Source organism: Agarivorans sp. B2Z047 (genome assembly GCF_023373605.1).
In the GTDB taxonomy this organism is placed as follows: Bacteria; Pseudomonadota; Gammaproteobacteria; order Enterobacterales; family Celerinatantimonadaceae; genus Agarivorans; species Agarivorans albus.
This window is the reverse complement of the sequence record NZ_CP088080.1, coordinates 2,106,951-2,123,924: the sequence shown is the minus strand read 5'-3', so window position 1 is coordinate 2,123,924 and position 16,974 is coordinate 2,106,951. Positions and strand designations below refer to the sequence as shown.

Here is a 16,974-nt window from a genome sequence, read left to right as displayed (position 1 = left end):
GCCCGAAGGGTTTGGCTAAAATCGTTTTATACTTTTGGTTATGCTTATTCTTAGTTAATAAATGAATACTTAAAGTAACTAGGCTACGCACTCGTAGCCACAGCCAAAACGATTCTATCTCCAACAAAATTTCATCGCGAAAGGTTAATTGGCTTAGTCACACAGCTCAAATTTTGCTACAAACTCTTCCAGTGTTTTTGCCAGTACTCGGTCAATTCCTTTTCCTAATTGCTCCAATACAACCTCTCCGGAATCATTATCGATGCTAACGACTTGCATCTCGTCTTCTGTACTAGCAATAAACACCGTTTCTTTTTGCTTCAAGCGACGTTGCATTAATACATGACCGATGATGTTCTCAAGTAGCATCTCAAAGTCTTGCTCATTCCAGGCTTGAACCAACTCAATGCGATTATTTTGAAAGTCTACCGCTAGGGTTTCAGAAAAGTACTCACCGTAAAATGCTTTAATACTGGGGTGTAAAGTTATTTCTAAGGCTCGCTCAATGCCAGAGAAATCTCCTTTATCCTCACGCAACACCGGTTTCCAACTCACCTCTTGCTGCTCTGGCTCTCCAATAATGCAAGGAGACAACCATTGCTCATCATACTCAACCTTCGGATAGGCGCTGCTTTGCCAATGCTGTTCAAACTTATTAAAAACGAGAGATAATGGTTGTGATATGACGCTGCTCATGGATGTGTTTCACTAAGAATTAAGATAGACTAAGCCTAACTAATTCCATGTAACAACACCATGAAAAAGCAGCCTTTAAACACTTCGCAACAGTTAAAAGACAGTTTGAGCCTCGGTAAACCTACCGATTACATTAGTCACTACTCTCCCGAGTTATTACAAGGCGTACCTCGAACCTTAAATCGCCAGCAAATAAATTTGGATGAAAGCCAAGCCTTGCCTTTTACCGGCTACGACTTGTGGAACTTGTATGAGCTATCTTGGTTAACCCCATCGGGTTTGCCCGTTGTAGCAGTAGCCGAGGTGAAAGTGGCGGCTAGTTCGCGCTGCTTAATCGAGTCAAAATCATTTAAGTTATACTTAAATAGCTTTAACCAAAGCCACTTTAAAAACTTTGATGAGGTTGCTGCAACCCTTGAGAAAGATTTACAACATTGTGCTGAAGGCGATGTAGCAGTAAAGCTGTTACCTATCTCCAGTGAAATGGACTCAAGGCCTATTCCCGGCATTAATATTGACCAACAAGAGATTAGCATTAGCAACTATGAGCTAGACCCTAACCTTTTAGAAAATGCAGCCGACCCGCAGCAATTAGTCAATGAAACACTAAATAGCCATCTATTAAAATCAAACTGCCTAATCACTAATCAGCCAGATTGGGCCAGTGTTTACATCGATTATCAAGGCTCAAAAATAAACCAAGAAGCACTACTTCGGTATTTGGTCTCTTTTCGTCAACACAACGAGTTTCATGAGCAGTGTGTCGAGCGGATCTTTTGTGACATTATGCAGTTTTGTAAACCCAGTACCTTAACTGTATATGCTCGTTATACCCGCCGCGGTGGGTTAGACATAAACCCTATGCGCTCTAATGACCCTAAGGTTGGCGAAAAATTAGGCAACTGGCGTTTATTACGCCAATAAAAGGTAATTATTTCTTGAGAGTTCAAGCTTATTTAACTGGATTGTTGGCCTTATTTACGTGCTTAGTAAGCTTTAATAGTTCTGCTTACGAGCACGGTTTTGTTCATGTACCCAAAGCACTAGAGTCACTGCGCCAGCTACTAATTGCCAATCCTCGAGAATGCATAAGGCAAACCGAGCAGCAACTAAGCAATCAGCAACAATCCCCTCAAAATGCTGAGTCGCAGAGCGTCACCTTACTAAGTTATCAACTCGGTGCGCTATGCGCCTATCGAATTAAAGATACCCGACAGGCTCAGCAATACATTGATCAAGCTATCGAGCTAGCGAAACAACAGCAACATCAAGCTCACTTAACTCAAGCCTACATCATTGCCGCATTAGTGTTGAGCAACGATCCTAACCGAGCAAGTGAAACAGAAACTTACCTCAATCTGGCACAAACTAATTTAGACAAACTCAAAATCTTCCCATTGCCTAACATGCGTTTTCAACTTCAAAAAGTATTAGCGCTTTATCATCTAAACCAAGGTAAAAGCAACGAAGCAAAAACCTACCTACTTAAAGCAAAAGAAGAAGCGTACGCCAGTAAGTCACCCATATTACGCGCCTGGTCCGAGGCACTGCTCGCTAATTATTACCTAGCGAATAGTCAACCTGAACTGGCACTTAGCCATTTAAGTGAAGCAGAATTGGACCAACAGGACATTAATAGTAATGAAGCACTGTTGCTCACCAGCATGCTACAAGCCAATATCGCTCGGGTATACCTTGGGCAAGGAGAGTTGGCAATAGCTCAACAAATTCAACAAGATGCTATTGCCAATGCAGTTGACTTAGGTAATTTTGATTTACAAGCCGAAGAGATTGCCACCTTGGGCAATATGTCTGAGCTAGCCGGTGATATAGACGCTGCTCTAGTGCACTACCTCAATGCGAAAGAGATAGCCAAAGCCACTAACAACCTCCCTCTGCTAGCCGACATAGAGCTGCAACTAGGCAAAACCTATATGGAGTTGTCAGACTACACACCGGCACTCGTTCACTTACAAATTTCTCGACAGCTTTTTATTAGCTTAAATCAGCCTGGCAAATTACTGCGCAGCTTATTGTTGTTAGGTGAATTGCACATCAACAATAATGAAAACGGCTTAGCTATTTTGCAGCTAGAAAAAGCAGAAGAATTGGCTAACACCATGGGGCTAAGTAGCAGCCATAGTAAAGTGTATAAACTGCTTACTCAAGCTTATGAGAAAAATGGCAACTACGCGTTAGCACTAGAACAGTTTAAGGTTTACCACAGCCTAAATCAGCAGTATCAGCAAATTCGTAATGAACTTAAACGCGAGCAGTTTAAACAACACTATCAATACATCGAGCAAGCCCAGCAGCTATCTGACCTTACTCGTGAAAAAGCGATTATTTTGCAGCAAAGTAACTTTCAGCAATTGGTACTTGTGCTGGTTTGCGTATTTGGCATCATGCTGCTGTTCCTATTCTTAGTGACCCGTCAAAAGCTACTGAGTCGAAACGCTTCGCTTAACGATATAAGCCATCAACTCAATCACCACCCGGTAACTGGGCTACAACAGCTAGCGAACAGCGACGCACCATTAGTATGTTTACGTGACAAACTGTCCAACAAACAACAAGCTCGTATTCTATTAATGCTTTCTATAGAGAGCATTAGCCTTGCCAGCCAGCAAACACTTGGCTTTAAAGCTCAGCGCGAGCTAATTAAACGCTTTATTGAAGAATTGATTGAAGACATAGAAGGTGATTTCCACTTAGGTCATATTAGCGACAAGCAGTTGGTGTTATGCATAGAACAAGCAGATTTAAGTCCACTAGAATTAGGCGAGCAGCTTAGTGGTCGAGCCAAAATATGTGCAGAACAACAAAAAATAAAACTAATTATGGCCATTGGATGTTGTAGCTTGCCATTTTTAGCTAAAGCTAAAGATGCAATTGACGATAAAGGAATGACCGAAGTTGTATGGTTAGCTCTTGAAGGCGCTCAACAGCTTTGTAAACACACTAATCAAAACCAATGGGTTGAACTTACAGCAATGAGTGGTTCACATGCTGCATTTTTCTGTAGTGACGTTACCCAAGATGTAAAACAAGCGATTGCCAAAGGCTTGGTGAAAGTAAACGCTTCCAGCGATAAGAGCTTAATAAATTGGTAAACTTATGCAAACAGCAGCCAAAAACTATGACACTTGAGCTGCTGTAGTTATCAAAGATCTCATGTTATGCTAATTTTATTATGTTAGGCACGCTAGGAAGTATTGGTTTAAACGATGAGCGATATCATCACTATTAAGAAGCGACTTGCGTTGGTGAGAAACGAAATTGACAGTTCCAACAAAAATCCTTCAAACCAAGATGCAAAGGTTAGAATGGAAAAAAAAGCAATAAGCCAGCTAATTTCTCGCCTGTCAAAAATTTGTTATGGTCTAGACGAACAGCTCGATCAAAAACTTGAACAACTTATCCAAGAAGTTGAAAGTAATGAAGACCTGTCGGCTATTTCTCAATACCAAAACGAATTAGATGGGCTATTCAAGCAACACAGCGAAACACTAAAAACACTACTGGCGCACAATCAACGAATCATTAAAACGTCGGGCGAATCACTTAAACGTATCAACGGTTTACCACCGCAATTACGCCGCAAACTAACCGACTTTTTAGAACAAGAGCCTGCTTATTCTCACAACGACAATCAGCAACGCCTTGAACAACTACTAAATTATTACTATCAAGCATTGATCAACAAACCTGCTCTTGGTGGTGCTCCCTTATCAAATGATTCAACACCTGCTGTAAAACCTAAAGAAAGCATCCTCAATAATCGCCTTCACAAGCGAATTTGCGATGACCTTCAACGACTAATTACCGAACTAGATTACACCGGTGATGTAGGAACCAAACTTGGCCAAGTTCGCTCAGACCTATTAGTAGGCATTGAGCCTGAAGAACTACCAAGTTTGTGCATAAAAGTTATTCAACTAGTCATTGAAGGTAGCCGTGAAGAACGTAAAGCTTCACAAGAGTTTTTATATTCTCTTAATGAGAGCTTAGGCGGTGTTCACGACCAATTTAATGACTCCTTGAGTCAATCGAAGTCGATTCATAAAGACCAAAAGCAAAGTGACGGCCTACTTAAGAATCGACTGTTAGAGTTAGGTGCGGAAGTTCGTTCAAGCAACGACCTAGATACCCTAAAAAGCTCTATTCAAAATCGCTTGATTCAAATTGCCGACGTGTTCAAAGAGAAAGAACAACTTGAGCAACGTACTAGCGAGCTGTTAGATGAGCTAGGTAATGTAGAGCTAAAACTTCGTCTAGTTCGTGAAGAAACTCACGAGTACAAAAAACGCCTTAATGCTCACAAGCACAAATTGTTTATTGATAGCCTAACTCAAGTGTATAACCGTGCTGCGCTGGATGAACGACTAGAGCTTGAATACAAACGCTGGAAGCGTTACGGCTACAACCTAGGCATGGCAGTTATTGATATTGACCACTTCAAATCAATTAACGACAAATTTGGCCATATGGCAGGCGATAAAGCACTAAAAGTGATTGCCCGTGCTTTGCAAAACAACCTAAGAGACACCGACTTCTTGGCACGTTTTGGCGGCGAAGAGTTTGTGCTACTTATGCCAAATATTTCACCCGACGCGGTAATGGTGCCACTGGACAACATCCGAGAGCAAATAAAAGCCTTGCCGTTTAGGTTTAAAGACCAACAAGTGTCTATCACAGTGTCTATTGGTGCAACCTTGTTTAAAGAAAGCGACAAACCGCTAGATGCTTTTGAGCGAGCCGACCAAGCACTGTATGAATCAAAGAGCAGTGGTCGTGACAAAGTTAACATAATCAGCTAGTTAGTTTAGCGTTGGGTTGAGAAACTCAACGCTAACTTGACGCCTCACGCTATACTCTAAGTTGCGATCCGCAAATTAACCGTGAGGTGTCGATGATTACCCATATAAACCCTGTGGGCAGTATGAACTTACTGTCAAAGCTCGAAGTAGATCAACTCACCTTAAGTGCCTCAGAAGATATTTACCTATTGTACCGAAACTGCAGCTTGGCAGTGCTCAACTCCGGCAGTAAAACTGATAGCAGCCGTGAAATTCTAGAACGTTACAAAAACTTTGAGATAAATGTATTAAGCCGAGAGCGAGGGGTAAAGCTCGAACTCGCCAATGCCCCTGAAGATGCCTTTGTTGACGGCGAAATTATTCGCGGTATTCAAGAGCATTTGTTTAGCGTACTTCGCGACATTTTATATGTTTCTAACGAAATTAAAGAGCAAGCCCACCTCGATCTCAATCAATCATCACACATTACTAACCTAGTCTTTTCGATGTTGCGAAACGCCCGAGTTATTCACCCAAGAACCGAGCCAAATTTGGTAGTGTGCTGGGGCGGCCATTCGATCAATGATGTTGAATACCAATATACTAGAGAAGTAGGCAGCCAACTGGGATTACGTGAGCTAAACATATGTACTGGTTGTGGCCCAGGCGCTATGGAAGGTCCGATGAAAGGAGCGGCAGTAGGCCATGCTAAACAGCGGGTAAACGACGGTCGCTATATTGGCTTAACCGAACCCAGTATTATTGCGGCCGAGCCACCCAATCCGATAGTGAATGAACTGATCATTCTACCCGATATTGAAAAGCGCTTAGAAGCCTTTGTTCGAATGGGACACGCTATCGTTATCTTCCCGGGTGGTGCCGGAACGGCTGAAGAACTGTTATATATTCTTGGCATTATGCTCCACCCAGAAAATGCCCGCCAACCTTTGCCTATTGTTCTTACCGGCCCAAAATCCAGCGAGGAGTACTTTAAAAGCATCGATGAGTTTATTGGTGCAACATTAGGGCACGAAGCTCAGCAGCGCTATCAAATAATCATTGATGATTCGGCTAGAGCAGCACAAGTAATTAAACAGATGATGCCAAAAGTGAAAGACTACCGCCGCGCAATTGGTGACGCCTATTCATTTAACTGGAGCCTAAAGATTGATAGTGACTTTCAACACCCATTTGAGCCGCTACACGAGAATGTCGAGAAGCTTAATTTGCACTTCGACCAAGCACCGCAAGATCTAGCCGCTAACCTACGTAGAGCATTTTCTGCCATTGTAAGTGGCAATGTGAAAGATGAAGGCATCAAACAAATAGAAAAACACGGTCCTTTTATTATTGACGGTGACCCTAAAATAATGAAAATGTTAGATAAACTCTTAAAAGACTTTGTTTCTCAACACCGTATGAAGCTACCAGGAAGCAATTACGAACCCTGCTACAGGGTTGGAAAAGCTAAATGACTTATGCCATAGGCGAGTTCGAAATTGGCTAAACAACTTGTCATCATCGACGCATTAAACCTCATTAGACGTATCTATGCTGTGCAGCAGCAAAGAACGCCTAATGGGGCTTTAGATAATGCCACCACCATGGCCTTAGGTAGTGCTTGTAAGCGCATTATTGCTAGCCTGAAACCTTCACACATTATTGCGGTATTCGATGGAGAACGCTGCGCTTGGCGTGAACAGCTTTTTCCCGATTACAAACAAAACCGTTCGCCCATGCCGGAGCAACTTGCTAAACAGTTAGAAAACCTAAAAGACCATCTATTAGATCTCGGCATTGATTCAGTATCAGCTCCAGATGAAGAAGCCGACGATATCTGTGCCACTATTGCCAGCAAAGCAGCTGCGGCTAGTTACCCGGTAACCATAGTGTCTACTGACAGAGGCTATTACAGCCTGCTCAACAACGGGGTTAATCTGTACGATTATTTTCGCCGTGAATACATATCCATAGATGAAGTAGAAAACAAATTTGGCATTACCATCTCCCAACTTACCGACTACTGGGCCCTTGTTGGTATTAGCAGCGTTAATGTTGCCGGCGTTGCCGGAATAGGCGCTAAAAGCGCTAAAAACCTGTTAAACAACTATTCCAATGCACAAGCTATATTAGATGCCCCTGCCCCCGACAAACTCGCCCAGAAAGTACAAACCAATGCCGAACAGCTCAACTTAGCTAAGCAGCTATTAAGCCTGCGAACTGATTTACAACTAGGCTTTTCTCTCAAACAACTGCGCTATCAACAAGCGCACGGCAATTAACACCCTTGGCTCATTAAGTCACAGTCCTTTTAACGGCGTTTTTAATTTAACTCCTTAAAAACTATCAAGCTACTTAACACCCGTTTTTGTGGGCTATAGTGTAATAACAGTTTTTATTTATTACAGCTAACTCTCTTGTATAAGTTAAAGGACTAACTCTATGAGCGCTAAAGCCAAAATCCTTTCACTAATGGGTTTACTCATTTCAGCCATCATCATTTTCATTTCTGTAATCGGTTTTTTAAATTTTAAGTCTGCATCAGAAGTTAATTACAGCAGCCAACTAAACAACCAGGCGTTTTTAATTTCTAAAGCCATTGAACAAAAAATGAATCGTTACTTTGATACGCTTAAGCTCAAAGCTTCTGAGCTCCCTTTAAGTGCTAGCGGAAAAATTGATGAAAAGCCGCTAGTAGCTAGTCTGCACAAAATACAAGACGCCTTAGTAGTACTTAATGCTTATGTAGGTTTGGAAAATGGCGACACTTACGCTGCAAGTAATGACGGTATTATTCCTAACTTCAACGCAAAGCAACTAAATAGGGAATGGTATCGAAGAGGCATGGCCAATGAGCCTAAGATCGTGACCACTCCCTATACAAGTAGTACCGGTGATGTAGTGATGGCGGTGGCAGTGCCAGTTATCCGAAATGGTAAGCCGGTAGCCATATTGTCGGTCAACCTTGCACTTAATCAGATCACTAGCTTCATTGACGGTCTATCGGAAAATAACCAATTGTTTGTGAGCCGCGAAGACGGCTTTGTTATCGCCTCGAAGTACACCGACTACATCGGCAAAAACCTTTTTGAATTACGTCCATCTTACCGTCAATACAACAATCAAGCTTCCAGTCAGCATGACTACGAATTTGACGGAAATGAGTACTCTGTTGTGTCAGCAAAAGTTGCCAACCTAAATTGGACAGTATGGGCGTGGGACAAATGGGAAAATATTAATCGAGCATCCAATGAGAACCTTGTGCTTACTATCTCGATTGCAATCTTCCTGCTGCTGCTCGCATTAGCGGTGTGTTATTGGGTGGTAATGAAGCTTATGTATGGCCCTATTGGTGGAGAACCAGCCACCATCGAAACCATTGTCCAAAATATTGCAAAAGGAGACCTGCGTTACTCTTCCCAGCAATCTGGCCAGGAAACAGGCATTTACCAAGCGGTATTATCGATGGTGAATAGCCTAACCAGCATTGTTACCGGAATAAACACTGCAACCGAACAGCTCAATCAATCCTCTTCACGCATTCATGAATCAGCAACGTCCGTAAATACCAGCTCAGAATCACAAATGATGCAACTAGAACAAACCTCTACTGCAATGAACCAAATGACCGTGACCGTTGATGAAGTTGCTCGCAACGCTCTGCAAGCCTCCAGCGCAGCAACAGAAGCAAATGAGCAGTCAAGCCAAGGTATCAGCGTTGTCAATGAAATGAACAGTAACATAAGCTTATTAGTGTCAGGCATCGAAGAAGTACAACAAGTAATTGGTAAACTTGAAATGGAAACTGAAGGCATTGGTCGGATTTTGGAGGTAATTAGAGGTATTGCTGAACAAACCAATTTGCTAGCGCTTAATGCGGCGATTGAAGCTGCTCGAGCAGGAGAACAAGGCCGTGGGTTTGCGGTAGTGGCCGATGAAGTAAGAAACCTAGCCAATAGAACTCAAGACAGCACCAATGAAATTCAAGAAATGATCACTAATCTGCAAACTGAGGCCAAGAACTCTGTGTCTTTAATGGAGACGAATGCAAAAGATGCGCAGCAAACTTCAGAAAAATCTGAGCTAGCCAATCAAGCGCTTAATGCTATTAGCGATTCAATTTCGGTAATCCACGATATGAACGCTCAAATAGCGACAGCAGCAGAGCAGCAAACCCTAGTAGCCGCAGAAATAAACAGCAGCATAGTAGGCATAAATGACTTAGCGAAAACCACTTTTGATAGCTCAGAAAACAATAGCAAAATGGTTGAAGAATTAAGCAATATTGCCACGCGGTTGAATAAATCAGTAGAAGTATTCAAGTTTTAACTAGGCTCAATAGCGCTAATAGATTTTTGTATTGTAATCAAGCTAATACCTTAGTATTAGCTATTTCCTTTTGAGTATTGCGTTAAAAAATTGTAAACTCTGTGTTGCCCGAACACCTCAAACTTCGGGCATTAACACGGAGTGTTACCTCCTCCCCCTTAAATAATAAAAATGCCTACGAATTAGGAAGAGATATGTCAACAAGACGAATCACCGTCATACCTGGAGATGGTATTGGCCCTAGTATTATCGAAAGTGCAATCGCGATTATGGATAAAGCGGGTTGTGGTTTCGAATATGATTTTGCCAACGCAGGTCTAGCAGCCCTAGAAAGCGATGGCAGCCTGTTGCCTGAAAAATCACTGCAACTTATCGAGCAAAATGGCATCGCCTTAAAAGGCCCGCTAACCACACCGGTTGGCACTGGCTTTACATCAATCAACGTATCTATGCGTAAACACTTTGACCTTTACGCCAACTTACGCCCTGTGCGCTCTTTTGTTGGTACTAAAGCGCGTTACGAAGACGTAGATATTATAACCGTTCGTGAAAACACCGAAGGCATGTACTCAGGTGTTGGCCAAAAACGTAGTGAAGATGGCACTAGCGCAGAAGCAATGAGTGTAATCACTCGAGACGGCGCAGAGCGTATTGTAAAGTTTGCCTACGAGCTTGCCCGCCGCGAAGGCCGAAAAAAAGTAACAGCAGTTCACAAAGCAAACATCATGAAATCAACTTCAGGCCTGTTCCTAGAAGTGGCTCGTGAAATCGCTAAACAATACCCAGATATCGAATCTGAAGAAATGATTGTTGACGCAGCATGTATGAACTTAGTGATGTACCCAGAGCGCTTCGACGTAATGGTTACCACTAACTTGTTTGGTGATATTTTGTCAGACTTGTGTGCCGGATTAGTGGGCGGCCTTGGTATGGCGCCAGGTGCTAATATTGGTGAACGAGCAGCAATTTTTGAAGCCGTGCACGGCAGCGCGCCAGATATCGCAGGCCAAGATATTGCAAACCCAACGTCGGTTATTCTAGCCAGTATTCAAATGCTTGAATATTTAGGTATGGAAGACAAAGCGAGCAATATTCTTAATGCAGTGAAAGACGTTATTGCCAGCGGTGACAGAACCACTCGTGATTTAGGTGGCACAGCCGGTACTAAAGAGTTTACACAAGCAATTTTAGATCGCCTATAAAGCTGATAGCAGCATAAATACCAAAAAAGGCAGCCTAGCTGCCTTTTTAATGCTCGGTCTTGCTGCCCTAGTAAACACGCGCAAAAACGGTAATTTCTTCTCGGTCATGGTACAAGTGCTTGGCCCTTACTTCATGCTCAAAACCTAACTCACTCAAGCCCTCTTTAAGCAAATTAAGATCTTGATTCACCTCGGCAAAGCGTTGCTTCATTGGCAACTTCAAATTAAACATTGCATATTGGCACCAGCCATTTGCCAACCACTTCAACATTAAACGACTTACCTTAGCTGGACGCTCTACCATATCGCACACTAACCAGCTTACATTGCTGCGCTCTGGCTGATATTTAAAACCATCCTCTCGAAAGTGTTGTACTTGGCCAGTATCCATTAGCGATTGCGCCATAGGGCCATTATCAATAGCAGCCACAAACATGTTTCGTCTGACTAATTGGTAAGTCCAACCACCCGGGCATGCACCCAAATCAACAGCATGTTGGCCATTTTGAATATACTGCTCTCGCTCTTCGTCATTCAACAACACCATAAAGGCTTCATCTAGTTTAAGCGTTGAGCGACTTGGAGCTTCTGCTGGAAACTTAAGACGTAATATACCATTATGCTGAGCATTACCATTGCGGGTATCCGAGTAGCCTATCCAGCAATGGGTTCCGCTTACAAAAAATAGCTGCATGGCTGGCAACTTAGGATTCGCTTTTTTAGTCAACCATTGATGCTTCACCAATGCATTTTCTAGCGGGCGAGTAAATTTTTTGCAAAAGCTAGATAAAGCTTTACCGTCATTAGTATCTGGATACTCTAAACGTAGGCTGCCACACTTGGGTAGCTTTTGCTCAATGGCAAGTATAGATGCGACGCGGTTTGCCTCATCGAGTTGTAATTCTGCAAGCGCTAAAAACCAATGCCTAGCAAACACTAAATGACGAAAGTCTATCGCTTGATACAAAGCTTGTGAATGCTCAGCTTGATAACAGCTAAACTCCACAAAACCAGCGCCACTGCTCGCTTTGGCAAAACCAAAGAACCCTAGCTGCTCAGCATGAAATTGGATCTCTGCAGCACAGTCGCTCTCAAAGCCAGTGCGACAATACAAAATTATACTACTCATTTACACTTCTCTTTGTTGGCAAAGCTAGGCTCAGCCAAGCAATAATCAAAATAAACCCGCCAATTGGGGTTATTGGCCCAAACAGCTTTGAGCCAAAAAAAGCTAAGCAGTATAAGCTACCGGCAAATAACCAACCACCCAAAATCCAAAGTAAAGCGGTTGTTTGGCGTTTATCTATTACTACCAAAGCAGCCACTAAATGAATGATTTGATAAAACACGCCGGTTTCAATCCACGATAATTGCGCCTCACCCAAAAAGCGACTGAAGCCATGCGCAGCACCCGCGCCCATAATCACGGTAACAGCGCCACTTACAGCCAACAGCAGCCTTATGGGCCAAGCCGTTTGATTCAACATATTCACTCCGCGTCTACCAAACCTTCATTCACAAACTCTTGCTGCTCTTGCTCAACCAAAGAAATCATCCACTCACGGAAGGCAACCAACTTACCTTGTTCAGCTTGGCTGGGTTTACACACCATGTAATAAGCATTTTTACTCAGTAAAACTTGCTCAAAGGGGCACACTAAACGGCCGGCTTCAATTTCAGGTTTAGCCAATACGCTATGACCTAGTGCCACACCCTGCCCATACACCGCCGCTTGTAGCACCATGGTTGAATGCGAAAATATAGGCCCATGATTCACATTCATTTGTCGCAGCCCCACCAATTTAAACCACGCTTTCCAATCGTGGCGAGCGGTATCATGCAATAGGGTGTGATATTGCAAATCCTCGGGCTTAGTTAAAGCTTTATCACCCACTAACAAACTGGGGGCACATACCGGAACCAAATACTCTGTGTGCAACTTGTCGGCTCGCAGGCCAGACCAATTACCTCTGCCGTAATAAATTGCAACGTCAACATCTTCCGTTAATGAACCTTCGTATAAATCAACCGCTTTAATACGAACATCAATATCGGGATGCATCTCACTAAATTGAGATAAACGTGGCACTAGCCATTGGATGGCAAAACTGGGTTGTAAACTAACCGTTATCGTTCCTTTGGCGCCACGAGCGAGCAAACGGTCGGTAGCCTCGGTTAACGAAATAAAAATATCTTTAATATCGAGAAAATAACCTTGGCCTTCTTCGGTTAGCAGTAAGGCTCTGTTTTTCCTTCTAAAAAGCTTTAAACCTAAGAACTCTTCTAAGGCTTTAATTTGGTGACTAACAGCGGCTTGAGTCACAAAAAGCTCTTCTGCTGCTCGGGTAAAACTAAGATGCCTTGCTGCCGCTTCAAAGGCTTTTAAGGCATTAAGTGGAGGCAAACGACGCGCCATTTTTACATCCTATTAACGGATAAGTTTTTCTAATCTATGGTCATTATAATTTATCTGTTGTTGTAGGACCAGTTGCAGATTACTATGCACCCGCAATCAGGCGAAGGGGTCTGACGCAGCACCTAAAATCAAGGTGTTATGTCAGGCCTCTTTGAGTAGTTACCGGATTTGTAATTACTTTGATTGCTATGTTGTGTTTGCATTTGTCAGCCCTTTTGCTGACTTCCCTGTTTCTTATTTTGACCCTGTCTGTCAAAAAGAATTTTGAGCCACTACTTATGCAGTGGCTTTTTTTTACCTGAAATTCATAGAGATAGACCTATCAGCAAACACATCAGTGGTATTAATCAATAAAAACCGCATGGTTTTAGCATTAAAAAAATTAATCTTTGATGTTACGCACAAAAATCCAGGCTTTAATTAGCCTCATACAGATAGTTGCCTTTTATGTTGACGCTGATAAAACAACAAGCAAATCAAACCAAGCATCAATATAGGTAAGGCACTAACATTTACCACTCGCCACCCCAAACTTTGCTCTAACCAGCCAGCAGACAACGCTGAAATAGCCACTAAAGAGAACACCACAAACTCATTAACTGCTTGAGCTTTAGCTTTCTCATTTAAGCGATAAGATTGCGTTAGCATTTGGGTCGCGCCAATAAACATAAAGTTCCACCCCACTCCAAGCAAGGTTAATGCAACTGCAAAATGAATAAAGCTAGTTCCCATTAAATTAACAACAACACAAGCAAACATTAGCGCTAAACCAAGCAGCATGGTTGGGAAAAGTCCCATTTTCAGTATTAGCCTGCCGGTAATAAACGAAGGGGCAAACATGCCTAACACATGCCATTCAATGACCGAAGCAGATTGAGCAAAGTGATAGCCATGGTGATGCATCGCTAAAGGCGTTGCAGTCATAAGGAGGTTCATTACAAAGTAACTAACAACGCCAGCTACCACGGCAACAATGTAATTGGCCGAACTAACTATTTCCCTTAGGGGGCGAGCATCGATTGTCGACTGGCTGCTTGCTTCAGTATCATTAAAACGAATCATCAGCAGCAGTATTAACGCGATAATATACAGAGCAAGTAAACCAACAAATGCGCCAATGAAAGGCTGATTAGGCCACCACGCTTGACTATAAACCGCTAGGCTTGGCCCAATCACCGCTGCGATCACCCCGCCAGCCATAATGGCTGAAATGGCTCGGGGTTGTTGCCCTTCGGAGCAAAGCTCTACCGCCGCAAAGCGATACAACATTCCAAAACCAATGCCTATTCCCAATAAAAAGGTTGCGCAACTAAACAGCATAAATTGCTGGTGGTATAGCGCATAAGTAGCTAATAGTGCACCACTAATTCCAACCAAGTTACCAAGTACAAAACCTTTCTTACGCCCGGTTATCCCCATAATAAGAGACGCAGGAATGGTGGCTAACATTAGCCCTAAAAATTGCATAGCAACTGGAAAGGTAACCCAACCAGCAGAAGGAGCGAGCTGCTGGCCGATTAAGCCGGTGACTGCCACGAGCAAAATATTTCCGGTGGTTAATAAGGCCTGACAAGTAGCCAGCATCCATACAAAAACATTCACGCCATGACTCTCCCTGTTATACCAATCGTACTAAGTAACTAATCATTCTAAATGGTTTAAAATACTCGATAACTGCGTTAGAATTTTTGATTGTAGAATAACTACTTATCGAAAAACCCTGCCTTATTCTCGAGCCTTTTCCCTGCGTTACTTCTGCTCACTTACTTAATGTGATTGGTATTAAAACATCATCATAGAGCAGATCTTAAAAATAGAGAACGTGAATTAGTTGTTCAGCTTGAAATAACAAGGAAGTACGCTGAGAAAGCCTTTGAGTGAATTTAAGGCAAAAAAAAGCGCCATTACGGCGCTTTATTCAACGAAGGGAAATTTATTCCCACTCAATGGTCGCTGGTGGCTTACCAGATATGTCGTAAACAACACGAGAAATACCATCAATCTCGTTGATTATACGGTTGCTCACATTACCTAAGAAATCGTAAGGTAGGTGTGCCCAATGTGCAGTCATAAAGTCGATAGTTTCAACTGCGCGCAATGATACAACCCAGTCATACTTACGCGCATCGCCCATTACACCTACCGAGCGAACCGGCAAGAATACGGTGAAAGCTTGGCTTACTTTATGGTATAGATCTGCTTTGTGTAATTCTTCAATGAAGATAGCATCGGCACGGCGTAGTAAATCACAGTATTCTTTCTTCACTTCACCCAATACGCGTACACCTAAACCAGGCCCAGGGAATGGATGGCGGTATAACATATCGTAAGGAAGGCCTAGCTCTAAGCCAATTTTGCGCACTTCATCTTTAAACAACTCTTTAAGTGGCTCTACTAAACCCATCTCCATATCATCAGGTAAGCCACCTACGTTATGGTGAGATTTAATCACATGCGCTTTGCCGGTTTTAGAAGCCGCTGATTCGATAACGTCAGGGTAAATCGTGCCCTGTGCAAGCCATTTAGCATTTTTCAGCTTTTTAGCCTCTTCATCGAACACGTCAATGAACACATGGCCAATAATCTTACGCTTCTTCTCCGGGTCACTTTCGCCAGCCATTGCATCTAGAAAGCGGTTTTCAGCATTTACGTGAACGATGTTTAAACCAAAGTGGTTGCCAAACATATCCATCACTTGCTGGCCTTCATTCAAACGCAGCAAACCGTTATCTACAAATACGCAGGTAAGTTTGTCGCCAATTGCACGTTGAACCAACATTGCCACAACCGAGGAGTCAACGCCGCCACTTAGACCAAGAATAACTTCGTCATCACCCACTTGCTCTTTAATTTGAGCAATGGCGTTCTCGATGATTGATTCAGAGGTCCATAAAGCTTCACAAGCACAAATGTCTTTTACAAAGTGCTCTAGCATGCGCAAGCCTTGACGAGTATGAGTCACTTCAGGGTGGAACTGCACACCGTAGAAATGCTTATCTTGATTCATCATGGCAGCAAACTCACAACTTGGAGTTTGCGCAACAGTGGTGAAACCTTCAGGAATGGCCGACACTTTATCGCCATGGCTCATCCAAACATCTAGCAAGGCATTGCCATTTGGTGCCACTGCATCTTCGATTGCTTTAAATAATGGAGATTGCGCAACCACTTCAACTTGAGCGTAACCAAACTCACGCTCGCCCTCGCCTTGAATAACCGCTCCACCTAGTTGCTCAGACATAGTTTGCATGCCGTAACAAATACCTAGAACAGGAACGCCAGCATTAAATACGTACTCAGGAGCCCTCGGAGAATCATTCTCCGTAACGCTTTCTGGGCCACCGGCCAAAATAATACCGTTCGGCGCAAACTCGCGGATATCGGCTTCTTCTACATCCCAGCCCCACAATTCACAATACACACCGATTTCGCGAATTCGACGCGCGATAAGTTGGGTATATTGCGATCCAAAATCTAAAATTAGAATACGATGTTCGTGGATATCTCTGCTCATAATCACTTACTTAAAATA

At 42.9% G+C, this 16,974-nt stretch carries 13 protein-coding genes; 7 read left to right on the top strand and 6 right to left on the bottom strand.

What is annotated here, in order from left to right; genetic code table 11:
* Window positions 1-153: 153 nt before the first annotated feature.
* The gene (syd, locus tag LQZ07_RS09740; RefSeq protein ID WP_152779279.1) at window positions 154-696 is read right to left on the bottom strand and encodes a SecY-interacting protein; all 543 of its coding nucleotides are present in this window, start codon (window positions 694-696) and stop codon (window positions 154-156) included.
* A gap of 60 nt (window positions 697-756) precedes the next feature.
* Between syd and queF the strand changes: the two genes are divergently transcribed.
* From queF to LQZ07_RS09705, 7 genes are all read left to right on the top strand, one after another.
* Complete coding sequence (gene queF, locus LQZ07_RS09735; protein ID WP_152779281.1) at window positions 757-1,620, top strand: NADPH-dependent 7-cyano-7-deazaguanine reductase QueF; 864 nt, start codon at window positions 757-759, stop codon at window positions 1,618-1,620.
* Window positions 1,621-1,634: 14 nt separating this feature from the next.
* Window positions 1,635-3,809, top strand: coding sequence for a lipopolysaccharide assembly protein LapB (locus LQZ07_RS09730; RefSeq protein ID WP_152779283.1), 2,175 nt, complete (start codon window positions 1,635-1,637; stop codon window positions 3,807-3,809).
* A gap of 114 nt (window positions 3,810-3,923) precedes the next feature.
* The gene (locus LQZ07_RS09725; RefSeq protein WP_016401205.1) at window positions 3,924-5,516 is read left to right on the top strand and encodes a GGDEF domain-containing protein; all 1,593 of its coding nucleotides are present in this window, start codon (window positions 3,924-3,926) and stop codon (window positions 5,514-5,516) included.
* A gap of 92 nt (window positions 5,517-5,608) precedes the next feature.
* Window positions 5,609-6,970 (top strand): nucleotide 5'-monophosphate nucleosidase PpnN, encoded by a 1,362-nt coding sequence (gene ppnN, locus LQZ07_RS09720; protein ID WP_016401206.1) that lies wholly within the window; start codon window positions 5,609-5,611, stop codon window positions 6,968-6,970.
* Window positions 6,971-6,994: 24 nt separating this feature from the next.
* Window positions 6,995-7,777, top strand: a complete 783-nt coding sequence (gene xni / locus LQZ07_RS09715; protein ID WP_152779285.1) for a flap endonuclease Xni — start codon at window positions 6,995-6,997, stop codon at window positions 7,775-7,777.
* Window positions 7,778-7,937: 160 nt separating this feature from the next.
* On the top strand, window positions 7,938-9,824 hold the full coding sequence (locus LQZ07_RS09710; RefSeq protein WP_152779287.1) for a methyl-accepting chemotaxis protein: 1,887 nt from the start codon (window positions 7,938-7,940) through the stop codon (window positions 9,822-9,824).
* 194 nt (window positions 9,825-10,018) lie between these two features.
* On the top strand, window positions 10,019-11,026 hold the full coding sequence (locus LQZ07_RS09705) for an isocitrate dehydrogenase (protein ID WP_152779289.1): 1,008 nt from the start codon (window positions 10,019-10,021) through the stop codon (window positions 11,024-11,026).
* Between the two features lie 67 nt (window positions 11,027-11,093).
* Here LQZ07_RS09705 and rlmM read toward each other — a convergent pair whose 3' ends face one another.
* From rlmM to guaA, 5 genes are all read right to left on the bottom strand, one after another.
* Window positions 11,094-12,155 carry a 23S rRNA (cytidine(2498)-2'-O)-methyltransferase RlmM gene (rlmM, locus tag LQZ07_RS09700; protein ID WP_152779291.1) on the bottom strand — a complete coding sequence of 354 codons (1,062 nt, stop codon included), beginning with the start codon at window positions 12,153-12,155 and terminating at the stop codon, window positions 11,094-11,096.
* Window positions 12,148-12,513 carry a DUF423 domain-containing protein gene (locus tag LQZ07_RS09695; RefSeq protein ID WP_152779293.1) on the bottom strand — a complete coding sequence of 122 codons (366 nt, stop codon included), beginning with the start codon at window positions 12,511-12,513 and terminating at the stop codon, window positions 12,148-12,150. Before LQZ07_RS09695 ends, rlmM begins: the two co-directional genes overlap by 8 nt.
* A 2-nt stretch (window positions 12,514-12,515) precedes the next feature.
* Window positions 12,516-13,442 (bottom strand): transcriptional regulator GcvA, encoded by a 927-nt coding sequence (locus LQZ07_RS09690; protein WP_016401212.1) that lies wholly within the window; start codon window positions 13,440-13,442, stop codon window positions 12,516-12,518.
* A gap of 426 nt (window positions 13,443-13,868) precedes the next feature.
* Complete coding sequence (locus tag LQZ07_RS09685; protein WP_249483619.1) at window positions 13,869-15,044, bottom strand: MFS transporter; 1,176 nt, start codon at window positions 15,042-15,044, stop codon at window positions 13,869-13,871.
* Window positions 15,045-15,375: 331 nt separating this feature from the next.
* Window positions 15,376-16,956 (bottom strand): glutamine-hydrolyzing GMP synthase, encoded by a 1,581-nt coding sequence (gene guaA, locus LQZ07_RS09680; protein ID WP_152779295.1) that lies wholly within the window; start codon window positions 16,954-16,956, stop codon window positions 15,376-15,378.
* Window positions 16,957-16,974: the final 18 nt, after the last annotated feature.

Excerpts from the sequence above, each read along its gene's own strand:
- syd (WP_152779279.1), bottom strand. The coding sequence starts at position 696 with ATGAGCAGCGTCATATCACAACCATTATCTCTCGTTTTTAATAAGTTT.
- queF (WP_152779281.1), top strand. The coding sequence starts at position 757 with ATGAAAAAGCAGCCTTTAAACACTTCGCAACAGTTAAAAGACAGTTTG.
- LQZ07_RS09725 (WP_016401205.1), top strand. The coding sequence starts at position 3,924 with ATGAGCGATATCATCACTATTAAGAAGCGACTTGCGTTGGTGAGAAAC.
- ppnN (WP_016401206.1), top strand. The coding sequence starts at position 5,609 with ATGATTACCCATATAAACCCTGTGGGCAGTATGAACTTACTGTCAAAG.
- LQZ07_RS09710 (WP_152779287.1), top strand. The coding sequence starts at position 7,938 with ATGAGCGCTAAAGCCAAAATCCTTTCACTAATGGGTTTACTCATTTCA.
- LQZ07_RS09705 (WP_152779289.1), top strand. The coding sequence starts at position 10,019 with ATGTCAACAAGACGAATCACCGTCATACCTGGAGATGGTATTGGCCCT.
- rlmM (WP_152779291.1), bottom strand. The coding sequence starts at position 12,155 with ATGAGTAGTATAATTTTGTATTGTCGCACTGGCTTTGAGAGCGACTGT.
- LQZ07_RS09695 (WP_152779293.1), bottom strand. The coding sequence starts at position 12,513 with ATGTTGAATCAAACGGCTTGGCCCATAAGGCTGCTGTTGGCTGTAAGT.
- LQZ07_RS09690 (WP_016401212.1), bottom strand. The coding sequence starts at position 13,442 with ATGGCGCGTCGTTTGCCTCCACTTAATGCCTTAAAAGCCTTTGAAGCG.
- guaA (WP_152779295.1), bottom strand. The coding sequence starts at position 16,956 with ATGAGCAGAGATATCCACGAACATCGTATTCTAATTTTAGATTTTGGA.